Here is a 25,585-nt window from a genome sequence, read left to right on the forward strand (position 1 = left end):
CGCTTTAGCGGGGGAGGGGGACCGCCGGCGCTAGCCGGTGGTGGAGGGGGCGCCTCCGCGGGCGCCGAGTTCCGTGACGATATGCTGCATCACGCCATCGAGATTGCGCAGGACATCCGTGGCGCTGATTCGCAACGTAAGAATGTCCTTCGCGGCCAGCCACGCATCCCGACGTGCATCGCGCGCGGGCCGATCGCCGCGACCATGTGCCTCGCCGTCCACTTCGATCACCAGCCGGGCTTTGGCGCAGTAGAAATCCAGCACGTACGGATCGGCAGGCACCTGCTTGCGAAAGCGGACGTCCAGCTTCCGTAACTCCCGCCACAGCACGATCTCCGGCAGCGTCAGTTCGCGCCTCAGACGTTTCGCTTGATCGAGGTTCCGCTTCGAGCCACCCAGCTCCAACCCTGCCTCCCCCTCCGTCACCGCTACGCGGCGCCACCTCCCCCTCGCGGGGGAGGAATTAAGATCAGTCCTCCCCCGCGAGGGGGAGGTGGCGCGCCGAAGGCGTGACGGAGGGGGAGGTAGGCGATGAGCTCTCAGCTCAATCCCTCAAGCCGATGAACCCTCGCCTCATCCCTTACCCGCTCACCCCTTGTACAAAGCGTCCAGCCGCTCGCCGTAAACCCCCCGGATCACATGTCGGCGTATCTTCAAACTCGGCGTCAGCTGCTCGTTCTCGATTCCGAACGGCGCGTCAGCCAGCACGAACCGCCGGATGCGCTCGGTGACCGACAGGTCCTTGTTCACCCGCTCGATCGCCTGGCCGATCGCGGTGCGGTAGGCGCTGTTCTCCGCCAGTCGCTCGAACTTGCACGACGTGCCGTTCGCCGCGCACCATTCCTGCGTCCAGTCGGGGTCGGGCACCACCAGCGCCACCATATACGGCCGACGATCGCCGGCGATCATCGCCTGCACGATCTCGGGTTGCAGCGTCAGCATCCCCTCGACCTTCTGCGGCGCGACATTGTCGCCCTTGTCGTTGATGATCAGGTCCTTCTTGCGGTCGGTAATCCTGATCCGACCGGCGCTGTCGATCTCGCCGATGTCGCCGGTGTGCAGCCAGCCGTCCTTCAGCACCCGCGCGGTTTCCGCCTCGTTGCGCCAATAGCCGTGCATCACCAGCTCGCCGCGCACCAGGATCTCGCCGTCGGGCGCGATCCTGACTTCGGTATCGATCAGCGCCGGCCCGACCGAATCCATCCGGATGCCCGCGCTGGGCCGGTTGCACGAGATCACCGGCGCCGCCTCGGTCTGGCCATAGCCTTGCAGGAAGGTGACGCCGAGCGACTGGAAGAACAGCCCGACCTCCGGCGTCAGCGGCGCGCCGCCCGACACCATCGCCTTCATCCGCCCGCCGAACTTCTTCGCGATCTTCGGCTTGAACAGCGTACGCACCAGCAATTGCGCGGGCCGGTCGATCAGCCGCACCCGCGCGTCATTCTCCTTCGCACCGACGTCGAGCGCCTTGGCCAGCAGATAGGACGACATGCCGCCCTGTTTCTCGATCGCCTTGCTGATCCGCGTGCGCAGCACTTCGAACAGGCGAGGCACGACGAACATGATCGTCGGCCGCACCTCCTCGATATTCGCCGCCAGCTTGTCGAGACCTTCGGCATAATAGATCTGCCCGCCCAACCCGATCGGGAAATGCTGCCCGCCGGTGTGCTCATAGGCGTGGGACAGGGGCAGGAACGACAGGAACACCTCGTCGTCCCAGCCGAAATCCTCGGAGATGACGGTCGCGCAGCCCTTGACGTTGTGCAGGATCGCGCCGTGATGCTGCATCACCCCGCGCGGCGCGCCGCCGGTGCCGCTGGTGTAGATGATGCAGGCAAGGTCGCCGCGCTGGAACGTCGCTGCCGCCTCGGCCTCCGCCGGGTCGGCCGGATGATCCGCGATCAGCGTCCGCCAGTCGTGGAAGTCGACCCCGCCCTGCGGCGCGCGCATCGCATCGATACCGATCACCGTCTGGCCGCGGTTCGATCGCAGCACCGCGGTCAGCAGCGTCTTGGCCAGCTTCTCGGTCGACACGATGATCGCGCACGCACCCGAATCGGCGATGATGTGGGTGTGATCGCGCTCGGTATTGGTGATGTAGGTCGGCACGGTGATCGCGCCCGCCGCCATGATGGCGAGGTCGCTTATGCACCATTCCGGCCGGTTCTCGCTCACCAGCATCACCCGGTCGCCCGGCTTGATGCCGATCGCCTTCAGCCCGGCGGCGAGGCTCGCGACCTGCCGCGCCGCCTCCGCCCAGCTCGTCGCCGTCCACGTGCCGCTGGTCTTGGTCCACAGGAACGGCGCGTCACCCTTCTCCCGCGCGCGCGTGAAGAACATCGTCACGAGGTTGGGGAAGTGTTCCAGGCTGCGTGCCGGGGTGCTGCTCATCGTGTCTCTCCTGTCGCGGCGATGCTCGTGGCCCGCCGTCATTCATTCCGAAGGGCGATTGGCGACCGGCGCCATCCGCGTCACGTCGCTGACGCTGCCGTCCTCGCCGATCGCCACGCCCTCGCTGCGCGGGTCGGCGGCACCGATCCAGCGGCCCTGACGCCATTCGATCGCATTCGCCTTAAGCCCCATCGGCGCGACCTGCACTTGCTCGCCGAGGGCGGTCAGCCCCGCCTGCAGGGCGACGGCGGACGATCCGGTCTCCAGCGTCGCCCCCGGACCCGGCGCATACACCAGCCCGAGCGCGATCGCGTCCTGCGCCGACAGATTCCAGTCGAGTACGCCGACCAGCGCCTTGGCGATCTGCGCTATGATCGTCGATCCGCCTGCCGCGCCCAAGGCCAGCCGGACGCTGCCGTCGGCATTGTAGACGATCGTCGGGGCCATGGACGACCGCGGCCGCTTGCCGCCTTCCACCCGGTTGGCGACCAGATAGCCGGCCCCGTTCCCCTCTTTGGCAAAGGGTACGATATCGAAATCGGTCAGCTCGTTGTTGAGGACGGTGCCGTCCATCACCAGCCCCGATCCGAACGGCCCCTCCACCGTCGTCGTCACCTCGACCACGTTGCCGTCGCGGTCGGCCACGGCGAGGTCGGTGGTGCCCGCGACCTCGCTGACCGGCGCAGACGTACGGGCCGGAGCGCCCGGCGGGGTGCCGGCGGTGACGCTCGCCAAAGTCGTGCTTTCCGAGATCAGCGCCGATCGCGACGCCAGATATGTCGGATCAAGCATGCCCTTGATCGGCACCGCCACGAAATCGGGATCGCCGACGTACATATTGCGATCGGCATAGGCGAGGCGCGAGGATTCGGCGAACAGGTGCCACGCGACCGGCGATGCCTTGCCCAGCTTTGCCATGTCGAACCGTTCGAGCTGCTTCAGGATCATCAGCACGGTCACCCCGCCCGACGACGGCGGTCCCATGCCGCAGATACGATAGCTGCGATACGGCTCGCAGATCACGTCACGCGGCTTGGCGTCATAGCTGGCGAGGTCGCCCGTAGTCATCTTCGACGGGTTGTGCGCCGCGCCGTTGACCGTCGCGACCAGCTTCTGCGCCTGCGGTCCGACGTAGAAGCTGTCCGGACCCTGACGGGCGATCCGCTCGAGCAGCGCGGCCTGCGCCGGATTGCGCATGATGCCGTCCGCGGGGATGGTGAACACCGTCCGCGCATCGGGCGTCAGATGCGTGCCATAGGCGGCGACGGAATTGCGAAAACGGGGCGTCGCCCGAAATCCGTCGCGCGCCAGCCGGATCGCGGGTTCGAACAACTTCGCCCATGGCAGCTTGCCGGCCTGTCGATGCGCCAGCGCCATGCCGCGCAGAGCGCCAGGCACGCCGACGCTGCGGCCACCGGGCACGGCATCCCGCCGGCTCATCGGGGTGCCATCGGCGGCATAGAACCAGCGGGCGTCGGCGGCGGCCGGCGCGGTTTCGCGTGCGTCGATCGTCGTGACCTTGCCGGTCTTCGCGGCATGGCGAACCCAGAAACTGCCGCCGCCTAGGCCCGAGCTTTGCGGTTCGACCACGTTCAACGCCAGCATCGTCGCGATCGCGGCATCGGTCGCGCTGCCGCCGGCCTTCAGGATCTCGACGCCCGCCGCCGACGCGCGCGGATCGGCGGCGCTGACCATGCCGGGGGCTCTGGTGGACACCGGCGTGGGATGTCTGGTTTGCGCCGCGCAGGCGGTGAGCGGCAGCGTCGCGGCGGCGAGGGCGATCGACAGGGTCTTCATCGCCGCAAAGCCTAACGGCTACCCGGCCGAGGGCAACCCGTTACGCCGCCACGGCCTGCGCGACATCCGTAAATCCGTCGCGCGCCAGCAGCCGGTCGAGGTCGTGCAGGATGCATCGCGCCAGTCCCGGCCCCTCGAACACCAACGCCGAATAGACTTGCACCAGACTCGCGCCCGCACGGATGCGGGCATAGGCTTCCGCACCGCTATCGATCCCGCCCGCCGCGATCAGCGCGATCGCGCCGCCGGATGCGCCGCGGACATCCGCCAGCCGCTGCCGTGCGAGCGCGGCGAGCGGTGCGCCCGACAGGCCCCCGGTCTCGCCAGCCTGCGCAGATCGCAACGCAGGTCGCGAGATCGTCGTATTACCCATGATGATCGCATCGATCCGGTTGCCGATCGCCGCCCGCACCACGCCGTCGATCGCCGTGGCGTCGAGATCGGGCGCCACCTTCAGGAACAGTGGCGTGTCGCCCCGCGCCCCGGTGCAGGCCGCCAGCAGTTCGTCGAGCGCCGGACCATGCTGCAGGTCGCGCAACCCCGGCGTGTTGGGCGAGGATATGTTGATCGTGACGTAGTCGGCGATCGGCGCGGCGGCGCTCACCCCCGCGACATAGTCGGCGACGCGGTCGGTGGCATCCTTGTTGGCGCCGACGTTGATCCCGAGCCGCCCCGTTCCCCGCGCCGCGATGCGCGCCCGCGCCAGCCCGGCCTCCAGACCGCCATTGTTGAATCCCATCCGGTTGATCACCGCGCGATCCGCCACCAGCCGGAACAGCCGCGGCTTGGCATTGCCGCTCTGGGGCAGGGGCGTCAGCGTCCCCATCTCCACCGCGCCGAAGCCCAGCCCGAACAACCCCTCGATCGCCACCCCATCCTTGTCGAGCCCCGCCGCCACGCCCAACGGATTGGCAAAGGAGAGGCTGCCGATGCGGGTGGCGAGCCGCGGGTTCAGCTTGGTCGCAGGGTAGGGGAGCTTCGCCCGCACGCCCAGCGCCTTCAGGGTAAGCGCATGCGCACGCTCCGCATCGAGGGCGAACAGCAGGGGGCGGAGGGGATAGGACATGTGGCTGCCCATCGCATCACGATGTGTGCAGGTCAAAGCTCGCCTGCTTTCCAAACCGTCATTCCGGCGAACGCCGGGACCCATGGACGCACTCGGCTGCTGATGGACGTACCGCCGGCCGATCGCATCCATGGGTCCCGGCGTGCGCCGGGATGACGGATGGTAAGGTAGATGCCCTCCCACCTTGACCGCAGCGCACAAAAGCCTATCTCGCAATCGGATCGAATTGATCCGATTTGCGACCCGTTCTCAACAAAGCGGCCGCAACAACCGACTCGGAGCCGATGCGTCTCAGCAGCCTAGCCGATTATGCGGTCGTGATGATGTCCGCCGCCGCCCGCCATTGCGGTGGCGTGGCGCGTCTCAATGCGACCCTGCTCGCCGAGGAGACGGGCGTGCCGCTGCCGACCGCGCAAAAGCTGGTCAGCCGCCTGTCCTCCGCCGGGCTGATCGAGAGCGCGCGCGGCACCGGCGGCGGCTTTCGCCTCGCGCGGCCCGCCGCGGCGATCAGCCTCGCCGACATCATCGAGGCGGTCGAAGGGCCAATCCAGATGACCTCCTGCGTCGAGGGCAGCCGCCACGATTGCGCGATCGAGGGCAATTGCCAGGTCCGCCCGCACTGGGGCGTCGTCAACGAAGCGGTCCGCGGCGCGCTCGCCGGCGTATCGCTCGCCCGCCTCTCCCGAGCGCCCATCCACGATCCCATCCCCGCCCTTATCGGCGAACAGGTGTAACCATGGCGACCAAGAACGCAGAGGCCTATGCGGCCGTCTCCAAGACCTACGAATGGGGCTTTTCGTCCGATATCGAACAGGACTTTGCCCCCAAGGGCCTGAACGAGGACACCGTGCGCTATATCAGCGCCAAGAAGAACGAGCCCGAATGGATGCTCGACTGGCGCATGAAGGCGTTCCGCCTGTGGCAGACGATGGAGGCACCGGACTGGGCCAAGCTCAACGTCCCCCCGATCGACTATCAGGACGCCTATTATTACGCCGAGCCCAAGGCGAAGCCCAAGCTCGGCTCGCTGGATGAGGTCGACCCCGAAATCCTGCGCGTCTACGAAAAGCTCGGCATCCCGATCGCCGAGCAGAAGATGCTCGCGGGCGTCGAGGAAACCAACGAAGACGGCACCCCAAAGCGCCGCGTCGCCGTCGACGCGGTGTTCGACAGCGTCTCGGTCGCCACCACCTTCCGCAAGGAACTGGAAGCGGCCGGCGTCATCTTCCGCTCGATCAGCGAAGCGATCCGCGAATATCCCGACCTGGTCCGCAAATGGCTTGGCAAGGTCGTGCCGCAGCGCGACAATTACTTCGCCACGCTCAACAGCGCGGTCTTCAGCGACGGCACCTTCGTCTACATCCCGGAGGGCGTCCGCTGCCCGATGGAGCTGTCGACCTATTTCCGCATCAACGCCGAAAACACCGGCCAGTTCGAACGCACGCTGATCGTTGCGGATAAAGGAAGCTACGTCAGCTATCTCGAAGGCTGCACCGCCCCGATGCGCGACGAGAACCAGCTTCACGCCGCGGTCGTCGAACTGGTCGCGATGGACGATGCCGAGATCAAGTACAGCACCGTCCAGAACTGGTATCCCGGCGACGAGAACGGCGTCGGCGGCATCTACAATTTCGTCACCAAGCGCGCGCTCTGTCAGGGCAAGAACAGCAAGGTGTCGTGGACGCAGGTCGAAACCGGCTCGGCGATCACCTGGAAATACCCGAGCTGCGTGTTGGCTGGCGAGAACAGCGTCGGCGAATTCTACTCGGTCGCGGTCACCAACAATCGTCAGCAGGCCGACACCGGCACCAAGATGATCCACCTCGGCAAGGGATCACGCTCGACGATCGTGTCGAAGGGGATTTCGGCGGGCCGCTCGGACAACACCTACCGCGGGTTGGTGCGCGTCGGCCCGATGGCGGAAAACGTCCGCAACTTCACCCAATGCGACTCGCTGCTGCTCGGCGACCAATGCGGCGCGCACACCGTCCCGTACATCGAGGTGAAGAACCCGAGCGCCCAGATCGAGCACGAAGCCACCACGTCGAAGATCAGCGAGGACCAGCTCTTCTACGCCATGTCCCGCGGTCTGGATCAGGAAGCGGCAGTCGCCCTGATCGTCAACGGCTTCGCCCGCGAGGTGTTGCAACAGTTGCCCATGGAATTCGCCGTCGAAGCGCAGAAACTGCTCGGCATCAGCCTCGAAGGCTCGGTGGGCTGACCAATCGAAAGCCCCTCCTCTTCAGGGGAGGGGTTGGGGTGGGGGACGCGGGCGACACTCTCGGTGAGACACGCCCCACCCCCAAACCCCTCCCCTGAAGGGGAGGGGCTTAAGGAAGAAGATCGACACAGATGCTTAAAATCGAAAACCTCCACGCCGAGATCGACGGCAAGGCCATCCTCAAGGGCCTGTCCCTCACCGTGAACGCGGGCGAGATCCACGCGATCATGGGCCCGAACGGCGCGGGCAAGTCGACGCTCGGCTACGTCCTCGGCGGTCGTCCCGGTTATGAGGTGACCGAGGGCAGCATCACCTTCGCCGGTCAGGACCTCCTCGAACTCGCGCCCAACGAGCGCGCTGCGGCGGGCGTGTTCCTAGGCTTCCAGTATCCGGTCGAGATCCCCGGCGTCAGCAACGTCCAGTTCCTGCGCGAGGCGCTCAACGCCCAGCGCGGCACCCGCGACGAAAAGCCGCTGTCCGGTGCCGAATTCCTCAAGCTCGCCCGCGAGGAAGCGCGCAAGCTCGACATGGATGCCGAGATGCTCAAGCGTCCGGTCAACGTCGGCTTCTCCGGCGGCGAGAAGAAGCGCAACGAGATGGTCCAGATGGGCGTCGTGAACCCCAAGTTCGCGATCCTCGACGAAACCGACTCCGGCCTCGACATCGACGCGCTCCGCATCGTCGGCGACGGCATCAACCGCATCATGCGCGCGCCCGACAAGGCGGTGCTGCTGATCACCCACTACCAGCGCCTGCTCGACTACGTGCAGCCCGACTTCGTCCATGTGCTGGCGGATGGCCGCATCGTCCGCTCGGGCGGCGCGGAGCTGGCGCACGAACTGGAGCGCGAGGGCTACGCGGGGGTGGCTGCGTGATGATCACGCGAAGCCGCGAAGACGCGAAGAGAGTGGTTCACGCGGAGACGCGGAGACGCGGAGGATGCGCAGCAAGTGGCGCGCTCTCGCGGATCATCGCCAACAGCAGCGAGACAGCCCTGACGGGCAAGATGAAGACCTGCGCCGAAGGCGCAATCATCCTCTCTTCTCCTGCTCCTCTTCTTCTCCGCGTCTCCGCGTCTCCGCGCGAAACACCTTCTTCTCGTAGCGTCTTCGCGCCTTCGCGTGATCATCTCTCTCCGACCAGAGCCGCAGCATGACCCTCGACCTCCCCACCACCCGCGAGGAAGCCTTCCGCTGGGCCGACATGCCCGCGCTGGAAGCCGCCCGCACCCTCCCGACCGCCGCAACCGAAACGCCCGACCCGATCCTCACCGAAGCCGCGCGCCTCGTGTTCGTCGGCGGCGCACTGGCCGAGCAGACTGGTGACCTGACGATCACTGAAGAAGCCGTGACCAGCGACCACGCACTCGCCCGCTTCGCCTCGGGCAATGGTCACCGCATCACCCTCGCTTCGAACAGCGTCACGACGATCGAGATCACCCGCGTCAACGCCGGCGAAGACAGCCAGTCCCCGCTCGTCATCACGCTGGGCGAAGACGCCGTCCTGACGTTGGTCGAAAGCTACACCGGCGCCGGCTGGACCAACACGCTCACCCGCTTCGACCTCGGCAAGGGCGCCCGCGTCATGCGCGCCGTCCGCATCGTCCAGTCCGCGGGCTTCGTCTCGACCCGCGACGAAGTGGCCATCGCCGAAGCCGCCAGCTTCGTCAGCGTCGCGCTGGGTGCCACCGCCGCCGGCACGCGTCTCGACGCCGCGCTGACGCTCAACGGCGACGGCGCCTATGCCGAGCTCGGCGGCGCATTGCTCACCCGCGATGACCAGCGCCAGGAATGCGCCGTCCGCGTCCGCCACGCGCATCCCAACGGCCAGTCGCACCAGCTCTGGCGCGCGGTCGCCGCCGATCGCTCGACGGTCAGCCTCGCCGCCGCGGTGGAGGTCGCCCGCGACGCGCAGAAGACCGACGGCGAACAGTCCCTGCGCGGCCTGCTGCTCCAGCGCACCGCGACGGTGAACCTCAAGCCCGAACTCGAAATCTTCGCCGACGACGTGAAATGCGCCCACGGCGCCACGATCGGCGAATTGGACAACCGCGCGCTCTTCTACATGCAGAGCCGCGGCATCCCCGAAGCCCGCGCGAAAGCACTCCTGACCCGCGCCTTCGTCGCCGATGCGCTCGACCGCATCGCCGACGAAACAGTCCGCGACGCCTTCGCCGCCGACGCGGATGCATGGCTGGAGCGCATTCTATGACTCCCTTCCATGCCAGGGAGGGGCTGGGGGTGGGTGGCGTGCTCGCGCTACGTTGCCTACATCGCAACGGTCCCCGTTCCGGAGTCATCCGCCGGATCGGCCTGAAGGCTCGCCCGTTCCAGCGGGCCATGGAGTGTTTCCGACGCGGACGTACCGTCAACTTCGGCAACTTCCGCGCGCGAATCACGCCATCGGGGAGCGTCGCATGACCGACACGATCGTCCGCGAAGCCCCACTCGACCGCGTCGCGGACTTCCCCGCCATCCCCGACGGCTGGGCGTATCTCGACACCGCCGCCACCGCGCAAAAGCCTAGGCAAGTCATAGACGCGATCACCCGCGGCTATGCCGAAACCTATGCCACCGTCCACCGCGGCGTGTACCAGCGCAGCGCCGACATGACGCTCGCCTACGAAGCCGCGCGTCAAAAGGTCGCCCGCTTCATCGGCGCGACCACGCCGGACGAGATCGTTTTCGTCCGCGGCGCGACCGAGGCGATCAACCTCGTCGCGCACAGCTGGGCCGCGACGCAGCTCAAGGCCGGCGACCGCATCATGCTGTCGATGCTGGAGCATCACAGCAACATCGTGCCGTGGCAGATGGCCGCCGAGCGCGTCGGCGCGGCGATCGACGTCATCCCGCTGACGCCCGACCACCGCATCGACCTCGACGCGATGGAAAGCATGCTGACCGAGCGCCACAAGCTCGTCGCGCTCGCTCACGTCTCCAACGTCCTCGGTTCGGTGCTCGACGCGACCCGCGCGACGCAACTGGCGCACAAGGTCGGTGCCAAGATCCTGCTCGACGGCTGCCAGGCGGTCCCCCGCATCGCCGTCGATGTCGCGAAGATCGGCTGCGATTTCTACGTCTTCTCCGGCCACAAGCTCTACGGCCCGACCGGGATCGGCGTGCTGTGGGGCAGGGGCGACCTGCTGAGCCAGATGCCTCCCTACCAGGGCGGCGGATCGATGATCGACCGCGTATCGTTCGCCAAGACGACCTACGCCCCCCCACCGGGCCGCTTCGAAGCCGGCACCCCGCACATCGTCGGCGGCCTCGGCCTCGCCGCCGCGATCGACTATGTCGAGGGCATCGGCATCGACCGCATCCACGCGCATGAAACCGCATTGGTCCGCGACGCCCGCAACGCGCTGTCGTCGCTCAACTCGGTCCGCCTGTTCGGCCCGGAAGACAGCGCCGGCATCGTCAGTTTCGCGGTCGAGGGGGTGCATCCGCACGACGTCGGCACCATCTTGGACGAAGGCCGGGTGGCGATCCGTGCCGGGCACCATTGCGCGCAGCCGTTGATGGAGGCGCTCGGCGTCGACGCCACCGCGCGGGCGAGCTTCGCGGTCTACAACGGCCCACAGGACATCGAGGCGCTGGTACGCGGCGTCGAACGGGTAACGAGGATTTTCGGATGAGCGATACCTTTCGTATCGAGGAAGTGGACGCGGTCACCCCGCCGCCGCGCGCCCGCGTCGAGGAAGCCGATCAGGCCCCCCGCGAACGTGACTATCTGTCGGGCTTCCTGCAGCAGAAGCCGCAGGGCGATGCCCCCGGCGAACCCGGCGGCGCGCTGTACGAGGCGTGCATCGACGCGCTGAAGGAAATCTACGACCCGGAAATCCCGGTCAACATCTACGATCTCGGCCTGATCTATGGCGTCGAGGTCACCGATGAAGGGCAGGCGGTCGTCACCATGACGCTCACCACGCCGCATTGCCCGGTCGCGGAATCGATGCCGGCCGAGGTCGAGATGCGCGTCGCCGCGGTGCCCGGCATCGCCTTCGCCGACGTCAACCTCGTCTGGGATCCGCCGTGGGACCCGCAAAAGATGTCCGACGATGCCAAGCTTGAACTGGGCATGCTGTAACAAAAAGCCCCTCCTCTTCAGAGGAGGGGTTGGGGTGGAGGAGTCGGACCGGCCTCGGTGAGACATCGCCCCAGCCCCTCCCCGAAGTGGAGGGGAGAAGGAGAAGAAGAATGGCCACGACCCTCCGCCAGCGCCCCGCGCCGCTGATCCTCACCGCAACCGCCGACGCGCGGATCGCCGACCTGATGTCGCGCGCGCCCGAAGGCGCGATCGGCGTCAAGCTGTCGACCCCGCGCCGCGGCTGCTCCGGCCTCGCCTATTCGGTCGATTACGTCACCGAAGCCAAGCCGTTCGACGAGCGGATCGAGACGCCCGGCGGCACGCTGTTCGTCGATGGCGGATCGATCCTGTATCTCGTCGGATCGACGATGGATTGGGTCGAGGACGATTTCACCGCCGGCTTCGTCTTCGCCAACCCCAATGCCAAGGGCGCCTGCGGTTGCGGCGAAAGCTTCACGGTCTAGGTACGTCGGCGCCCCGTCCTGAACGGACAGAGAGCAGACGTGCCGGACCCGCGCGACCGCAGGTCGATCAGGTCACAACGCCTTGCCGTAGATGTTGTAGACCTTGTTGACGGTCGTGTTCAGCGTATCGGCGATCGATCGCATGCCCTGATTGTCCTCCAGGATCCAGCCGATCTCGCCCCGGCTGGCGCCGTACCGCTGCACCGAAGCCCGGCGGATATATTCGATCATCATGAAGGCCAGCTGGCTCGCCATCCGCGACGACTGCAACTCCTTCAACACCCCCATCAGCGGCACCCGCATCGTCCGCACCTTCGGCCGGCGCAGCCATAGCAACAGCTTCGCCCAGCCGAACGGCAGCAGCGATCCGTTCAGCGGCGCGATCGCCTCGTTCAGGTCGGGCAGCGTGATCATGAACGCCACCGGCCTGCCGTCCAGCTCCGCGATGCGGATCAGGTCGTTGAACACGATCGGCTTCAGCTTGACGCCGACATCCTTGATCTCCGGCGGGGTGAGCGGCACGAATCCCCAATTGTCGCTCCACGCGTCGTTCAGGATGGCGAGGATGATCGCCGCCTCCTCCTCGAACCGGCTCTTGTCGACCTCGCGCACCACGATCCGGCTGTTCTTCTCGCCCGACTGGATGATCCGCTTTACGAGCGGCGGAAACTCCTGCGTGATATCCAGCTCATAGGTGAACAGCTGCTTCACCTGTTCATACCCGGCACGCTCGATCCAGCCCTGATATTCGGGCTTGGCATGACCCATCATGATCGTCGGAGCATGATCGAAGCCCTTGACGAGCAATCCCGGCTCCTCCCAGACCGACTGCGATATCGGGCCCAGCGCACGGGTCATCCCCTGTTCGCGCAGCCACGCCTCGGCCCTTGCGAGCAGTGCGACGAAGATGTCCTCGCGCTCCGCATCCATCAATCCCCATTGGCCGACGCCGGGGCCGAAACCCTGATCCGCGGGCATGGTCAGCGCCAGCGTGTCGATATGCGCCGATATGCGACCGACCACCCGGCCACCCTCACGTGCCAGGAAAAGCTGCACCTTCGCATGGCTGTACCAGCCGTTCTTCTCCGGCGTGATCAGCCCCAGCGCCTCGCCCTTCAGCGGCGGTATCCAGTGCGGATCGTCCTTGTAGAGGCGAAAGGGCAGGTCGACGAACGCCTTGCGTTCGCGCTTGGTGGTGACGGGCGTGATCGTCAGGTCGCTCAACTCGGGCCTCCCATTTGGCGGGCGATCTAGCACGGCGAACGGGCGATGCGAGTGACGATTCCGTCATCAGTGATCGAGATGTTGCAGCACCGGCGTCGGCGGCAAGCCTGTAAATGCCACGCTGTCGCCACTATCTGGGGGCAATGGAACACGCCATGGAAAGCTTGCTGACCCTATCGCGTGCGCCCGCCGCCGCGGACGCTCCGGCTCCTGCCGTTTGCCAGCGCATCGCCGACGACAAGGCGATGCTGCGTACGGCGGCGGAACTGACGCGCGACCTGATCGCCCCGCGTCCCGGCATCTACTGGGCGGACCTGATCGCTTCGGCGGCGATCGGCTATGGCGCGCTTGCCGTTGCGGTGACGGTCAGCGGCACCGGTTGGGTGGTGCTGGCGGCGCTCGTGTCGGCGTTGGCGCTCTACCGGGCACTCAGCTTCATCCATGAAGTCAGCCACATGAAGCACAGCGCGCTGCCGCGTTTCCGTGGCTTGTGGAACGTACTGATCGGGGTGCCGATGCTGGTGCCGAGCTTTATGTATGAAGGCGTGCACAACCTTCACCACGCCAAGACGCGCTACGGCACGTCCGAGGACCCGGAATATTTGCCGCTCGCGCTGATGAAGCCGTGGACGCTTCCCGCATTCGTCGTGATCTCCGCGCTCGCACCTATCGGCCTGCTGATCCGCTACGCAATCCTGTCGCCGGTGTCCTTGCTGTCGCCAAGGCTGCGCACGATGGTGATGGAACGCTATTCGGCGCTGGCGATCAACCCGTCCTTCCGCCGCCGTGCGCCCGAAGGGGACGCGCGGACGATGTGGAACCGCGTCGAGGCTGCGGCGAGCGTCTGGGCGATTGCCGTCGTCGCGCTGACCGCAACCGGAGTCTTCCCGTTGCGCAGCGTGCTCATCGCGCTGGCGATCGGATCGGGTGTGGCGGTGGTCAATCAGGTGCGGACGCTGGTGGCGCATCTGTGGGAGAATGACGGCGAACCGATGTCGGTCACCGCGCAATATCTCGACTCGGTCAACGTGCCGCCGCCATCGATGCTGCCGGCCCTCTGGGCGCCGGTCGGCTTGCGCTACCACGCGCTGCATCATCTGCTGCCGAGCCTGCCGTACCACGCTCTGGGTGAAGCGCATCGTCGCATCACCGGCGCGCTGGAGCAGGGATCGCCCTATCACAAGGCGAGCTACGCCGGTCTGCCCGGCCTGGTGAACAAGATCGTGCGGAGCACATTGGTCGCCCGCTGACCGACGTGGGCGGACCGTTATACCGGGCGGATGTCGGATGCGGAGATGGCATCGAGCCGTCGGCGACAGGTAAAGAGATCCCCGGGCCGTCACCCTTCTGCGCCGCGCCACAAACGTGGCGCGACGTAAACCCGGCCGGTTATTCCTCGGTCCGGATCAGTACTGCCTCACCGATCAGCAGGAACAGCAGGAACGGCGCCCATGCCGCCAGGAACGGCGGGTAAGCGCCCAGATTGCCCATCGCCAGCGCGAAATTGTCCGCGACGAAATACGCGAAGCCCAGCGCCATGCCGATCACGGCGCGCACGAACAGCTGCCCCGACCGCGCGATGCCGAATGCCGCGACCGCGCCCAGCAGCGGCATCAACACCGCCGACAACGGGCCGGAGAATTTGTGCCACAGCGTCCCTTCCAGCGACTTGGTCGGCCGCCCTGCATCGCGCAGGTCGCCGATCGCCGCGTAGAGCGCGGTGAAGTCCAGTCCGTCGGGATTGACCGTGCCGAGCGTGAACTGGTCCGGCCGCACCCCGGGTGCGACCCTGACCGTGCCGATCTCGCTCAACCGGCCGGTCGCGACGTCGAACCGGGTGGCGGGGGTGATGTCCCAGCCGTTGCCGGCATGGCGACCCTGTGGCGCCCGGATGATCGCGACCAGCTCGCCGCCGGTCCGATCGTAGACGGTGACCGTCCCGAGCCGGGTTTGTTCGCCACGCCCGCGTACCTGTTGCACGGCGATCAGATCGTCGCCGTCGCGCACCCAGACGTTGCTGCGCTCGCCGCGGTCGATCGGCAGCGCGCCGTAATCGACGTCCTTCCACTGATCCAGCGTCGCGGTCGCCCGTGTCACGATCCGCTCGTTGAATACGAAACTGACCGCGGCGACACCCAGGCTGGCGACCAGCAATGGCGCCAGCACCTGATGCGCCGACAGCCCGGCGGCCTTCAGCGCGATGACCTCGCTGTTCTGGTTCATCGTGATCAGCGTCAGGATGGTGCCCAGCAATACCGAGAACGGCAGCAGGAATGCGACGATCTGCGGTGCGCGCAGACCGACATATTCCCACACCTGCGACTGGGTGTTGCCGGGGTGGGCGAGGATGGCACCGGATTCGCTCAGCAGGTCCAGCGTCTGGAGGATCAGCAACAGCGCCGCCAACAGTCCGAACGTCCGCACCAGAAACAGCCGGCCCATATAGATTGCGACGGTACGCGACGGGAAGAAACTGGTCATGCCGCCGCTCCCTTCTTGCGACCACGGCCGGGCAGATAGCGGGTGAGCAGCTTGGCGACCTTGGAAAAGCCGCGCTCCAGCGCGCCGATCGGCTGCCCGCCCGGCACATAGGCGATCTGGTAGTACATCCACAGAATGATCCCGGCGAAGATGCAGAACGGCACCCACAGCGCGATCAGCGGATCGATGCGCCCGAGCTCGCCGATCGACGCCGCATATTCGTTCACCTTGTGATAGGCGACGATCATCACGATCGCGAGGAACACGCCGAAGCCCGAGTTCGATCGCTTCGGCGGCACACCGAGCGCGATCGCCAGCAGGGGCAGCAGGAACATCGTCGCCACCTCGACCAGCCGGAAATGGAATTCCGATCGGCTGCTGTCGCGTTGTTCCGCGCTTGGTGAGGCATGACCCAGCTTTGCGAGTTCGGGCAGCGTGAACTCCAGGTTGCGTCCGCCGCGGGAGCGAAAATTCTCGTAGCGCGGCAAGGGGATCGGCAGATCGTGCGAGGTGAAGCTCAACACGCGCGGCACCGTGAAATTCGGGGCTTTGTGCACCAGCAGGCCCTTGGTCAGGCGAAAGATGATCGTGTTGGGATCGTCCGTCGCCAGAAACTGGCCCGATCGTGCGGTCACCGAATAGCTCGTGCCCTTGTCGTTGTAATAGACGAATATCCCGTCGAGCTTGCGGCCCTTGTCGTGGCTCTGTTCGATGCGCAGCGTCATGCGGTCGCCGAAATGCGTGAATTCGCCGACCTTGATCGACGCACCCAGCGCGCCGGTGCGCAATTCGAAGCGCAGCTGCTCGTAATAGTAACGTGCCTTCGGCTGCACGAAGCCGACGATGGCGATGTTCAACGCCGCGAGGATCAGCGCGTACATGAACGGCACGCGCAGCATGCGCGTATAACTGACCCCTACCGCGCGTAGCACGTCGAGTTCCGAATTCGCCGCCAGTCGCCGGAACGCGAGCAGGATGCCGAGCAACAGGCCGATCGGAATGCCAAGCCCCAGATATTCGGGCAGCAGATTGGCGAGCATCCGCCACACCACACTGATCGGTCCGCCCTCGGTCGCGACGAAATCGAACAGGCGGCGGATGCGGTCGAGCACCAGCAGCATGGCGGCGATGATCAGCGTCGAAAATAGCGGCAGCGCGATCAGCCGGGCCATGTAGCGGTCGAGGGATGTCATGCGGGAAGGGGCTCGGGCCGGGGCTGGAAAGGCCCGGTATAGGCGTCGGTAGCGCAGGCGTCAGCTAGAAAAGCCGCTTACGGTCACGCCGTCACTCGGCCGCGATCTGCTCGGGTGGGGCAGGGCGATCGCCCGTCACCGCCCGGCCGATCGCCCGCTCCAGCCCGACGAGCGTGAACGGCTTGCGCAAGACCGGGTGCGATCCAAATTCGCTGGCGTTCGCCTCACCCGCGAAACCGGTGACGAACAACACCGGAATGTGCGGAAAGCGGGGTGCCAGCGCGGCGATCATCTCGGGTCCGGTCTGTCCCGGCATCAGCACGTCGGAAATGATGAGGTCGATGGCGTCATGCTCCGTCAGCAGGCCCGCCGCCTTGGCCGGCGCGTCGCAGGCGATGCCGTGGTGGCCGAGCTCCTCGAGCGCCCCCATCGTCGCGACGAGCACGCGCGGATCGTCTTCGACGACCAGCACCTGCAACCCTTCCACGACCATGTCGGACGGCAGGACATCGACCGGGGACACCACGCCGGGGCCGGCCGCCGCCATGTCGCGCGGCAGATAGAGCGTCACCGTCGTGCCACGGCCGACCGCCGTATCGATCGTGATAGCACCCGCCAATTGCCGCACCAGCGCGAAGATCTGGCTGAGGCCCAGACCGGTACCCTTGCCCGCTTCTTTGGTCGTGAAGAACGGCTCATACACCCGCTCGACCACGTCGGGGGTCATGCCGGTGCCATCGTCGGTCACCGCCAGCGTGACGTAATCGCCGGCGTCGCAGTGATCGACCTGATGATCCGACAGCGTCGCCGCGCCCGTCGCGATCACCAGCCGGCCGCGCCCGTTCATCGCGTCGCGCGCATTGACCGCCAGGTTCAGCACCGCGTTTTCCAGCTGGACGCGATCGGCCCGGACCAGCCAGCCACGCGCCTCGTCGCGGGTGACGACGGTGACCGCGTCGCCCAATGTCCGGTCGAGCAACTCCGACATGCCCGACACCAGCTGCGCCGCGACGATCGGTTCGGGCTTCAGCGATTCCTCGCGACTGAACGCCAGCAACCGCCGGGTCAGCGCCGCGGCACGATTTGCCCCATCGGCAGCATTGTCGAGGTGCCGGGCGACCGCCGCCGGATCGCTGGTCAACGCCCGCTTCGCCAGTTCCAGCCCGCCGAGAACCACTGCGAGCATGTTGTTGAAGTCATGGGCGATACCGCCGGTCAGCTGCCCCACCGCCTCCATTTTCTGACCTTGCCGAAGCTTGGCTTCCTGCACCCGCAACTCGTCGGTAGCCTGCGTCACCGCAGCGGACAGTTCCTCTGCGCGCTCCCGCTCCGCATCCGCCTCGGCCTGCGCCAGCGCGCGTTCGCCGACCGCCTGCAGCGTGAACCAGCCGAGCACCAGCGCGCCGAGCACGATCAGCACGCCGAAGATCGCGAGCACGCCTGCGATCCGGCTCGACCGGTCGACGGTGCGCATCGCATCGGTGGTCCGCGCATCGAGCAGCGCGCGCTCGCCCGCGATGATCTCGTCCAGCGTCCGGTCGATCGCCGTCAGCGTCGGCGACGATCGCGCCGCGTAATAGCGCGCCAGCGCCTGACTGTTCTTGCCATAGGTGGTGCTGAGCGCCGTCAGCGACAGCTCCTCGCCACGTTGCATGTACGCGGTCCGCAATTGCGCTACCCGCGCACTCTGTTCGCCGGTCGCCTGCGTCAGCCGCTCCAGCCGGCCGAGCTGCGTCCCCGCCAGCCGCCATTGATCGAAGTAGATCTGCCCCAATGCCTGCTGGCCGCGGCCGCTGATGACGTAGCGGCCCAGCGACGCTTCAGACCGCGCGATCGTTCCCGACAGCGTCCGGGCGAGGATCATCACGTCGTAACTGTGCGCCTGCGCCTGCAAGGCACGATCGCGCTGGCGGTTGGATTCGCCCAGCGTCACGATCAGCGCGACGAGCACCACCGCGCCCAGCAGACCCATCACGACCAGCGTGATCATCCGCCAGGCCGCGTCGCCTCCCGGGGTTCCCCCCGGAACCATCTCGGCGTCATCCCGCGTCACGGCAGCGATGCTAACCCGTTTCGCCCCGCCTGCAAAGCACCCGCGGGGGCGTCAGCCGATCGCGCCCACGGCCTGTCCCGCGGCGCGGAATTTCGCGATGACCTCGTCGAGCTGCGCGGCGGTATGTTCGGCACACAGCGAACAGCGCAGCAGGAACGTACCCGCCGGAGTCGCCGGCGGGCGTGCCATGTTGACGTACACGCCCGCTTCCAGCAGCCCCTGCCACATCGCGACCGCCTGTTCCTGATCGTCGAGGATCACCGCGACGATGGCGCTGTCGGGCGCTTCGGTGCCGAGGCGGAAGCCCATCGCCTTCAGCCCGCCGTGCAGCTGGCGCGCGTTCGCCCACAATTGCTCGCGCTTGGCATGCGCGGTCTTCAGCTTGCGGATCGACGCCGCCGCGGTCGCGACCACCGACGGCGGCAGGCTGGCCGTGAAGATATAGGGACGACAGGCGAGGCGGATCGCCTCGAACTTCGGATGGTTCGACACGCAGAAGCCGCCGACCGTGCCGACCGACTTGGAGAAGGTGCCGACGACGAAATCGACCTCCGCCTCCAGCCCCTGCGCCTCGTACACGCCGCGACCGTTGGGGCCGTAGAATCCCATCGAATGCGCCTCGTCGGACAGCACCATCGCGCCGTGCTTCTTGGCGACGGCGACCATCTCCTTCAGCGGGGCGATGTCGCCCAACATCGAATAGACGCCCTCCAGCACCACCAGCTTGGCGGGCTCCTTCGGCAACCGACCGAGCCGCTTGTCGAGGTCCTCGACGCTGTTGTGGCGGAACCGTACGATCTCGGCATTGCCCTGCTGGCAGCCGTCGTAGATCGACGCATGGCTGTCGGCGTCGAGGATGACGTATTCGCCCTTGCCCGCCAGCGTCGAGATCATGCCGAGATTGGCCATATACCCGGTCGAAAAGACAATCGCGCCGGTCATGCCATAGAATTCGCGCAACGCGGCCTCTGCGTCCATATGGTCGCGGAAGGTGCCGTTGAGCATGCGGCTGCCGTTGGTGCCCGACCCGAACTGGTCGAGCGCGGCGTGGCCGGCGGCAATGACGTCGGGGTCGAACGTCATGCCCATGTAATTGTAGGTGCCGAGCAGGATCGTGTCGCGACCGGCGATTACCGCCTCGGTCGGCGACTTCACCTGATCCATCACGATCGCGAATGGATCGGTGACGCCGGTGTCGATCAGCGCCTTGCGTTCGGCGATCAGATTGTCGAACTTCGACATCAGGTCGCGCTCGGGGGCGATCACGGGGGGATCGAGGTCCAGCGCCTCGGCCTGCAATCCGGTCTCGGTCATGTCAGCCCTTCAACTTCTCGACGGCATCGGCGAGCTGGCCGATATTCTCGATCTCGGCCTGCATGTTCATCGTGATGATGATCTCGAATTCGTCCTCGATCGCGGCGACGAAATCCATCACGGTCAGGCTGTCCCATTCCAGATCGCCCTGGAACGTGGTGGTTTCGGTCAGGTCGACGCCCTTCTTGTTGAAGGGGGCGATCTGTGCCTTGATGATGTCGAGGATCTGGGTGCGGTCGGTCATGATGCTCATCCGTCTGGCGGCCAAATACGGCAGGGTTGCGGCGCTATAGCAGTCCATGGGCGCGATACCATCGCGCGGTTGCGGCAAGCCCCTCCGCAAGGGGGGTGGCAGGCGTCCAGAGCGACGCTGGCGGACGGCGGGATGGCCGGGCGGTCCAGTCGTCGTGAGAGAGATAGCCGACGCGATCGGGCGTCAGTTTCGCCTGCGCTTTGCGGACCGTCCGGTCGAACCTCGCCCCCATCATCAGCATGGCTTTCGGCAAATGCAGGGCGAGCACGCGTCGCCGTCCGACCGCGTGGCCGATCGCCTGCGCGAGGGCGGCGTGGGTGAGGGCATGGCCATCGTCCACCTCGTACACCGCAGCCGGCCCGGGCCGCGTCGCAAGCGTCAGCAGCAGCCGTGCGAGGTCGTCCACCGCAACCAGCGATACCCGCCCGCGGGGTGGAAGCAGGGCGATGCCGAAGCGAGCCGCGCGGAACAGGTCGCGCATTTCCATGTCGCCGGGGCCGTAGACGCCGCTCGGGCGGACGATGGTCCAGTCGAGGTAGCTGCGCTCGACCAGCGTCTCCGCCGCCGCCTTCGACCAGCCGTAGTTCGAAAGCTGCGGTTCGCGTGCGGAAAGCGACGAAACGTGGACGAACCGGTGCACCCCAGCCTGCGCTGCGGCGGCGAGCATCGCGGCGGTGCCGTCGATGTTGCCGGCGACGAAGCTGGCGCGATCGGGGGCGTTCACCACGCCGGCGACATGGACGATGCAATCCGCACCGAAGGCGAGTTCGGCGAGGCTATTAGGGCGACCGAGCGCACCGGCGACCCACGTCACGCCGTCGCGTGCCGGCTGCGGGCGGCGGGTGAGGGCGCGAACGTGATGGCCGGCGGCCAGCGCCTGCGCGACGAGCGCCGACCCGACGAAGCCAGTGGCGCCGGTGATGGCAAGGATGGTCATGCGCGCCCCGCCGCCCTGATGGCGTCGCCATCGCCGCAAGGGCGGGTTTCCATAACCCCGGATGTCAGCGATCGTGTCGCGAGCCAAGCCGGGCTGAATCCCCGCCTGCGCGGGAATGACGGTCTATCGGCTGGCGGCGACGGCATCACACCAGCGCCAGATGGTTGCGATGGACCAGCGCCGCCCGCGGGGCGTAACCGAGGATCACCGCCTGCTCGTCCGAACGCGTGCCTACCAGCCGCACCGCCTCACCGGCGTCATATTCCGACAGGCCACGCGCCAGCACGCCGCCCGGTCCCTCGATCGTCACCAGATCGCCGCGCGCGAAGCCTCCCTCGATCCGTGTCACACCCGCCGCCAGCAAACTGCTGCCCGCCGCCAGCGCCTTTGCCGCGCCTGCATCGACATGGATCGCGCCTCTGGCCGTCAATCCACCCGCCAGCCACGCCTTGCGCGCGGTCGCGGACCGTTCTGCCACGAACCAGGTATGGCGTTGCTCGCCGGCGAGCGGATGGTCGAGCCGCCCGCTGGCGATCGCCAGATGCGCGCCCGCTGCGGTCGCGATCCGCGCCGCCGCGATCTTCGACACCATTCCGCCCGACCCCATGCCCGATGCCGAACCGGCGTCGGCCATCCCCGCCACCGCATCGATCCGCTCGACCGTCGCGATATGCCGCGCACCGGGATGCGTGTGCGGATTGGCGTCATACAGTCCATCCACGTCGGACAGCAGCACGACGCCCTGTGCGCCTGCCGCCTGCGCCACCCGCGCGGCGAGCCGGTCGTTGTCGCCGAACCGGATCTCCTCTGTCGCGACGCTGTCGTTTTCGTTGATGACCGGCACGACGCCGAGGCCGAGCAGCCGGTTCAGCGTCGCCGCGGCATTCAGGTAACGCCGGCGATCCTCCAGATCGTCGAGCGTCACCAGAATCTGCGCGGCGGTGATGTCATGCTGCCCCAGCAGCTCCGCCCAGGTCTGGCTCAGCACGATCTGTCCCGTGGCGGCCGCCGCCTGCGCATCCTCCAGGTTCGCGCGCCCGCCTTTGGTCAGGCCCAGCCGCCGCGCACCGAGCGCGATCGCGCCGGACGAGACGATCGCGACCTGCTGCCCCGCCGCGACACGGCCCGCGATGTCGGCCACCAGCGTCGCCAGCCACGCCCGGCGCACCGCGCCATCGGACGCGACGAGCAACGCCGACCCGACCTTGACGATCAGGCGCGGACAGGTGGCAGGAGGAAATATCATGGACGGGGCGTTAGCGCTTCGTCCCCGTCCGGATCAATCGCGCGAGAAGATTTCCTGATGCGGGATCACGACGTTCAGCGAGGGGAGGGGTACGTCCGCCGGCATGTCGAATGCCTGCTCGTTCCACCCGCCGGGGCCGGTGCGCTGGACGATGCGCACCCGCTCGGTCGCGATGTCGACGAAGACGATCGTATCGACGCTCGGCAACGCCTTATATTCGTACAGCTTCGTCGTCAGATCGGTACGCGCCGTTCCGGCAGAGAGCACTTCGACGACGATGCGGGGATCGTCGAACGCCTTGTTATCGTCATTGTCCGACCCGCCGCGACCGCAATACACCGTCACATCCGGGTAGCGGATGGAGCGATCGTGCGTTCGTGCCGCCATATCGGAATTGAAGGGACGACACTCGCTGTCTCTCGATCGGGAGGCCAAGGCGACGATCACGTTGGTTTGCACCTGTGCATGGCGCGCCGTGCCGCCCGCCATCATCCGAATGACGCCGTTGTCGAGCTCGGCCTTATTGTCGCCGAAGTCGATCTCCAGGAATTCCTCAGCCGTGAGCAGCGGATATTCGGGTCGAGACGCCATACCCCGTCCATAGCATAGCCGTCGCCGCGATCACACCGGCGACCAGGTGATCTCGTCCTCGCCCTCGTCGGTCGACGACACCGTTCCCGGGCCGGGGCCGATCGCCTCGAGCAATTGATCGAGCACCCAGTCCACACCGGTGCCCGCCGCGCCGGACAGCGGAATGACGTCGGTGCCGCTTGCCTCCGCCAGTTCGGTGGACAGCGCCTCGATCAGCTCCTCGTCGAGCATGTCGATCTTGTTGAGTGCGACGACGTGCGGCTTGTCGATCAGCCCGCCGCCGTAATTCGCCAGTTCCTCGCGCACGATACGATAGCTTTCGGCGACATCGTCGTCGTTGGCGTCGACCAGATGCAGCAGCACGCGGCATCGCTCGATATGGCCAAGGAAGCGGTCGCCGATCCCGGCACCCTCGGCCGCGCCCTCGATCAGTCCCGGAATATCGGCGACGACGAACTCGCGGCTCTTGTGCCGCACCACGCCCAGCTGCGGGCGGGTGGTCGTAAAGGCGTATGCGCCCACCTTCGCCTGCGCATTGGTGACCGCGTTGATGAAGGTCGACTTGCCGGCGTTCGGCAGTCCGACGAGGCCGGCATCGGCGAGCAGCTTCAGCCGCAGCCATACCCACGCCTCCTGATATGGCCAGCCGGTGCCATGCTGCCGCGGCGTGCGGTTGGTCGAGGTCTTGTAGCTGGCATTGCCGCGACCGCCATCGCCGCCGCGCAGGAACACCTCGCGCTGGCCGACCTCGGTGAAGTCGAGCAGCACCTCGTCCTTGTCCTCCGACAGGACCTGCGTGCCGACCGGCACCTTGATGAGCAGGTCGTCGCCGCCGCCACCTGTGCGATTGCTGCCCGATCCGCCATGGCCGCGCGGGGCACGGAAGTGCTGGGTATAGCGGAAATCGATCAGCGTGTTCAGTCCGGCGACCGCTTCGAAGATGATGTCGCCGCCCTTGCCCCCGTTGCCGCCGTCGGGGCCGCCGTACTCGATGAACTTTTCACGGCGGAAGCTGACGGCGCCGGGGCCGCCCGCGCCGGAGCGGACGAAGATCTTGGCCTGGTCGAGGAAATGCATTCCGCCTCTTTAGCGGGATGGGCGCGAACGGCCACCCCCGCGTTGATCCGGTTGATGGCAAGGCGAATTTGGACGTTTCATTCGGACGAAAACGCAAAAGATCGTTGAAGCGACATTTACGGTAACGCTATGAGCTTCCGCGTGAAGATCGCGCACGATTCCCGTTCAGCGGTCGCAACGGTTGAAAACCTGCATTGGCATCGCGCGTTCGCGACCGATGGGCTGGCGGCCGGCGATTGCTACGCGGCGTGGCGTGATGCCGATATCGCCGGCCTGTCGACGCGGTACGAAACGACGCCGCACGAGCCGTTTTCGGTGGCGATGGACTGGCTCGATCTCGGCACGCTGGGAATCGGCTCGGCGCGTATCACCGCGCAGGACTGGGATCGCAGCCGGTGTAAAGCGAATCACGACGACAATGACGATCTGGTCGTCAACGTCCGTCATGCCGGTGCCGCGTTCGTCGACGTAGACGGCCATCGAACCGTCGCGCCTGCGGGATCGATCGTGCTGGCCGACATGGCGGCGCCGATGAAGCACTTTTCCGAAGCTTCGCTCAGTACCGGCTTCGCCTTGCCCCGCGCTCTCGCGGAGCAGATGCTGCCGCAGGTCCGCAGCCTCCACGGATATGTCGTGGCGCCCGACCAGGCGGCGCTGCTGGTATCGCATCTCGCGACGATCCGCGCATCGGCCGGCCACCTGCCGGTCGGCAGCGGGCCGGTGATCGCCCAAACGATCCTCGACCTGTTCGCGATGACGGTCACGGCGAGTATGGGTGCCGTCCCGTCCGATCAGGGGCAGCACGAACGCGCCTTGCTGGTGCAATTGCGCGCAGCGATCGAGGATCAGCTGGGATCGCCCTCGCTCAACACCGCGCGGCTCAGCCGGATGCTCGGCGTGTCGCGATCGACGCTGTACCGGCTGTTGCAGGATCAGGGCGGGGTGCAGGCCTATATCCGGACCCGGCGGCTGGTGCGGGTAGCCGCCGCGCTGCGCGATCGTGGCAACCGGCAGACGGTCGCCAATCTCGCCGACGACTGGGGTTTCTGCGACGCGGCCTATCTGGGGCGCGCATTCCGGGAGATGTACGGGATCACGCCCGGCGATTATCGGGCACTGCACGGGATGACGCTCGTCGGCGGATCGTCGCTGCAAGCGCCACGATAGCCGCCGACCGGCGCCGCGACCCCC

Annotated in this window: 23 protein-coding genes; 9 read left to right on the forward strand and 14 right to left on the reverse strand. The window is 66.9% G+C overall.

Annotation, left to right across the window (positions count from 1 at the left end; translation table 11 throughout):
* Positions 1–30: 30 nt before the first annotated feature.
* From NF699_19325 to NF699_19340, 4 genes are all read right to left on the reverse strand, one after another.
* Positions 31–405: a DUF559 domain-containing protein gene (locus NF699_19325; GenBank protein ID USU05151.1), complete on the reverse strand. Its 375-nt coding sequence runs from the start codon at positions 403–405 to the stop codon at positions 31–33.
* Between the two features lie 183 nt (positions 406–588).
* A complete protein-coding gene (locus tag NF699_19330) occupies positions 589–2,391 on the reverse strand; it encodes an AMP-dependent synthetase/ligase (protein ID USU05152.1) in 1,803 nt (600 codons plus the stop codon).
* Between the two features lie 42 nt (positions 2,392–2,433).
* Positions 2,434–4,086, reverse strand: coding sequence for a gamma-glutamyltransferase (gene ggt / locus NF699_19335; protein ID USU07155.1), 1,653 nt, complete (start codon positions 4,084–4,086; stop codon positions 2,434–2,436).
* Between the two features lie 142 nt (positions 4,087–4,228).
* Positions 4,229–5,254, reverse strand: coding sequence for a quinone-dependent dihydroorotate dehydrogenase (locus NF699_19340; GenBank protein ID USU05153.1), 1,026 nt, complete (start codon positions 5,252–5,254; stop codon positions 4,229–4,231).
* Positions 5,255–5,538: 284 nt separating this feature from the next.
* Between NF699_19340 and NF699_19345 the strand changes: the two genes are divergently transcribed.
* The 7 genes from NF699_19345 (at position 5,539) to NF699_19375 (ending at position 12,025) form a co-directional block, all read left to right on the forward strand.
* Positions 5,539–5,988 carry an SUF system Fe-S cluster assembly regulator gene (locus NF699_19345; GenBank protein ID USU05154.1) on the forward strand — a complete coding sequence of 150 codons (450 nt, stop codon included), beginning with the start codon at positions 5,539–5,541 and terminating at the stop codon, positions 5,986–5,988.
* A gap of 2 nt (positions 5,989–5,990) precedes the next feature.
* Complete coding sequence (gene sufB, locus NF699_19350) at positions 5,991–7,475, forward strand: Fe-S cluster assembly protein SufB (protein USU05155.1); 1,485 nt, start codon at positions 5,991–5,993, stop codon at positions 7,473–7,475.
* 131 nt (positions 7,476–7,606) lie between these two features.
* Positions 7,607–8,350 carry a Fe-S cluster assembly ATPase SufC gene (gene sufC, locus NF699_19355; protein ID USU05156.1) on the forward strand — a complete coding sequence of 248 codons (744 nt, stop codon included), beginning with the start codon at positions 7,607–7,609 and terminating at the stop codon, positions 8,348–8,350.
* 277 nt (positions 8,351–8,627) lie between these two features.
* Positions 8,628–9,686, forward strand: a complete 1,059-nt coding sequence (locus NF699_19360; protein USU05157.1) for a SufD family Fe-S cluster assembly protein — start codon at positions 8,628–8,630, stop codon at positions 9,684–9,686.
* Positions 9,687–9,891: 205 nt separating this feature from the next.
* Positions 9,892–11,109 (forward strand): cysteine desulfurase, encoded by a 1,218-nt coding sequence (locus NF699_19365; GenBank protein USU05158.1) that lies wholly within the window; start codon positions 9,892–9,894, stop codon positions 11,107–11,109.
* Positions 11,106–11,561 carry an SUF system Fe-S cluster assembly protein gene (locus tag NF699_19370; GenBank protein USU05159.1) on the forward strand — a complete coding sequence of 152 codons (456 nt, stop codon included), beginning with the start codon at positions 11,106–11,108 and terminating at the stop codon, positions 11,559–11,561. The genes NF699_19365 and NF699_19370 overlap by 4 nt, the downstream gene beginning before the upstream one ends.
* 110 nt (positions 11,562–11,671) lie before the next feature.
* Entirely contained in the window at positions 11,672–12,025 is a 354-nt protein-coding gene (locus NF699_19375) for an iron-sulfur cluster assembly accessory protein (GenBank protein USU05160.1), read from the forward strand.
* Between the two features lie 72 nt (positions 12,026–12,097).
* Here the strand turns inward: NF699_19375 and NF699_19380 are convergent, their stop codons facing one another.
* The gene (locus tag NF699_19380) at positions 12,098–13,249 is read right to left on the reverse strand and encodes an N-acetyltransferase (GenBank protein ID USU05161.1); all 1,152 of its coding nucleotides are present in this window, start codon (positions 13,247–13,249) and stop codon (positions 12,098–12,100) included.
* A 143-nt stretch (positions 13,250–13,392) separates the two neighbouring features.
* On the opposite strand from NF699_19380, the gene NF699_19385 reads away from it, so the two are divergent.
* Positions 13,393–14,499, forward strand: coding sequence for a fatty acid desaturase (locus tag NF699_19385; protein ID USU05162.1), 1,107 nt, complete (start codon positions 13,393–13,395; stop codon positions 14,497–14,499).
* 139 nt (positions 14,500–14,638) lie between these two features.
* Here NF699_19385 and lptG read toward each other — a convergent pair whose 3' ends face one another.
* The 9 genes from lptG to obgE form a co-directional block, all read right to left on the reverse strand.
* Complete coding sequence (lptG, locus tag NF699_19390) at positions 14,639–15,730, reverse strand: LPS export ABC transporter permease LptG (protein ID USU05163.1); 1,092 nt, start codon at positions 15,728–15,730, stop codon at positions 14,639–14,641.
* Positions 15,727–16,923 carry an LPS export ABC transporter permease LptF gene (gene lptF, locus NF699_19395; protein USU05164.1) on the reverse strand — a complete coding sequence of 399 codons (1,197 nt, stop codon included), beginning with the start codon at positions 16,921–16,923 and terminating at the stop codon, positions 15,727–15,729. Before lptF ends, lptG begins: the two co-directional genes overlap by 4 nt.
* A gap of 91 nt (positions 16,924–17,014) precedes the next feature.
* The gene (locus tag NF699_19400) at positions 17,015–18,913 is read right to left on the reverse strand and encodes an ATP-binding protein (GenBank protein USU05165.1); all 1,899 of its coding nucleotides are present in this window, start codon (positions 18,911–18,913) and stop codon (positions 17,015–17,017) included.
* A 114-nt stretch (positions 18,914–19,027) separates the two neighbouring features.
* The gene (locus tag NF699_19405; protein ID USU05166.1) at positions 19,028–20,290 is read right to left on the reverse strand and encodes an aminotransferase class I/II-fold pyridoxal phosphate-dependent enzyme; all 1,263 of its coding nucleotides are present in this window, start codon (positions 20,288–20,290) and stop codon (positions 19,028–19,030) included.
* A gap of 1 nt (position 20,291) precedes the next feature.
* A complete protein-coding gene (locus tag NF699_19410; protein USU05167.1) occupies positions 20,292–20,534 on the reverse strand; it encodes an acyl carrier protein in 243 nt (80 codons plus the stop codon).
* Positions 20,535–20,577: 43 nt separating this feature from the next.
* Positions 20,578–21,480, reverse strand: coding sequence for an NAD(P)H-binding protein (locus NF699_19415; protein USU05168.1), 903 nt, complete (start codon positions 21,478–21,480; stop codon positions 20,578–20,580).
* Between the two features lie 145 nt (positions 21,481–21,625).
* The gene (proB, locus tag NF699_19420) at positions 21,626–22,726 is read right to left on the reverse strand and encodes a glutamate 5-kinase (protein ID USU05169.1); all 1,101 of its coding nucleotides are present in this window, start codon (positions 22,724–22,726) and stop codon (positions 21,626–21,628) included.
* Positions 22,727–22,759: 33 nt separating this feature from the next.
* Complete coding sequence (locus NF699_19425) at positions 22,760–23,317, reverse strand: Uma2 family endonuclease (GenBank protein ID USU05170.1); 558 nt, start codon at positions 23,315–23,317, stop codon at positions 22,760–22,762.
* 30 nt (positions 23,318–23,347) lie between these two features.
* The gene (gene obgE / locus NF699_19430; GenBank protein USU05171.1) at positions 23,348–24,394 is read right to left on the reverse strand and encodes a GTPase ObgE; all 1,047 of its coding nucleotides are present in this window, start codon (positions 24,392–24,394) and stop codon (positions 23,348–23,350) included.
* 129 nt (positions 24,395–24,523) lie between these two features.
* Between obgE and NF699_19435 the strand changes: the two genes are divergently transcribed.
* On the forward strand, positions 24,524–25,561 hold the full coding sequence (locus tag NF699_19435) for a helix-turn-helix domain-containing protein (GenBank protein USU05172.1): 1,038 nt from the start codon (positions 24,524–24,526) through the stop codon (positions 25,559–25,561).
* Positions 25,562–25,585 lie beyond the last annotated feature (24 nt).

The organism is Sphingomonadaceae bacterium OTU29LAMAA1 (assembly GCA_024072375.1).
GTDB lineage: Bacteria > Pseudomonadota > Alphaproteobacteria > Sphingomonadales > Sphingomonadaceae > Sphingomonas.

Excerpts from the sequence above, each read along its gene's own strand:
- NF699_19330 (USU05152.1), bottom strand. The coding sequence starts at position 2,391 with ATGAGCAGCACCCCGGCACGCAGCCTGGAACACTTCCCCAACCTCGTG.
- ggt (USU07155.1), bottom strand. The coding sequence starts at position 4,086 with ATGGTCAGCGCCGCCGATCCGCGCGCGTCGGCGGCGGGCGTCGAGATC.
- NF699_19340 (USU05153.1), bottom strand. The coding sequence starts at position 5,254 with ATGTCCTATCCCCTCCGCCCCCTGCTGTTCGCCCTCGATGCGGAGCGT.
- NF699_19345 (USU05154.1), top strand. The coding sequence starts at position 5,539 with ATGCGTCTCAGCAGCCTAGCCGATTATGCGGTCGTGATGATGTCCGCC.
- sufB (USU05155.1), top strand. The coding sequence starts at position 5,991 with ATGGCGACCAAGAACGCAGAGGCCTATGCGGCCGTCTCCAAGACCTAC.
- sufC (USU05156.1), top strand. The coding sequence starts at position 7,607 with ATGCTTAAAATCGAAAACCTCCACGCCGAGATCGACGGCAAGGCCATC.
- NF699_19360 (USU05157.1), top strand. The coding sequence starts at position 8,628 with ATGACCCTCGACCTCCCCACCACCCGCGAGGAAGCCTTCCGCTGGGCC.
- NF699_19365 (USU05158.1), top strand. The coding sequence starts at position 9,892 with ATGACCGACACGATCGTCCGCGAAGCCCCACTCGACCGCGTCGCGGAC.
- NF699_19370 (USU05159.1), top strand. The coding sequence starts at position 11,106 with ATGAGCGATACCTTTCGTATCGAGGAAGTGGACGCGGTCACCCCGCCG.
- NF699_19375 (USU05160.1), top strand. The coding sequence starts at position 11,672 with ATGGCCACGACCCTCCGCCAGCGCCCCGCGCCGCTGATCCTCACCGCA.
- NF699_19385 (USU05162.1), top strand. The coding sequence starts at position 13,393 with ATGGAACACGCCATGGAAAGCTTGCTGACCCTATCGCGTGCGCCCGCC.
- lptG (USU05163.1), bottom strand. The coding sequence starts at position 15,730 with ATGACCAGTTTCTTCCCGTCGCGTACCGTCGCAATCTATATGGGCCGG.
- lptF (USU05164.1), bottom strand. The coding sequence starts at position 16,923 with ATGACATCCCTCGACCGCTACATGGCCCGGCTGATCGCGCTGCCGCTA.
- NF699_19400 (USU05165.1), bottom strand. The coding sequence starts at position 18,913 with ATGATCACGCTGGTCGTGATGGGTCTGCTGGGCGCGGTGGTGCTCGTC.
- NF699_19405 (USU05166.1), bottom strand. The coding sequence starts at position 20,290 with ATGACCGAGACCGGATTGCAGGCCGAGGCGCTGGACCTCGATCCCCCC.
- NF699_19410 (USU05167.1), bottom strand. The coding sequence starts at position 20,534 with ATGACCGACCGCACCCAGATCCTCGACATCATCAAGGCACAGATCGCC.
- NF699_19415 (USU05168.1), bottom strand. The coding sequence starts at position 21,480 with ATGACCATCCTTGCCATCACCGGCGCCACTGGCTTCGTCGGGTCGGCG.
- proB (USU05169.1), bottom strand. The coding sequence starts at position 22,726 with ATGATATTTCCTCCTGCCACCTGTCCGCGCCTGATCGTCAAGGTCGGG.
- NF699_19425 (USU05170.1), bottom strand. The coding sequence starts at position 23,317 with ATGGCGTCTCGACCCGAATATCCGCTGCTCACGGCTGAGGAATTCCTG.
- obgE (USU05171.1), bottom strand. The coding sequence starts at position 24,394 with ATGCATTTCCTCGACCAGGCCAAGATCTTCGTCCGCTCCGGCGCGGGC.
- NF699_19435 (USU05172.1), top strand. The coding sequence starts at position 24,524 with ATGAGCTTCCGCGTGAAGATCGCGCACGATTCCCGTTCAGCGGTCGCA.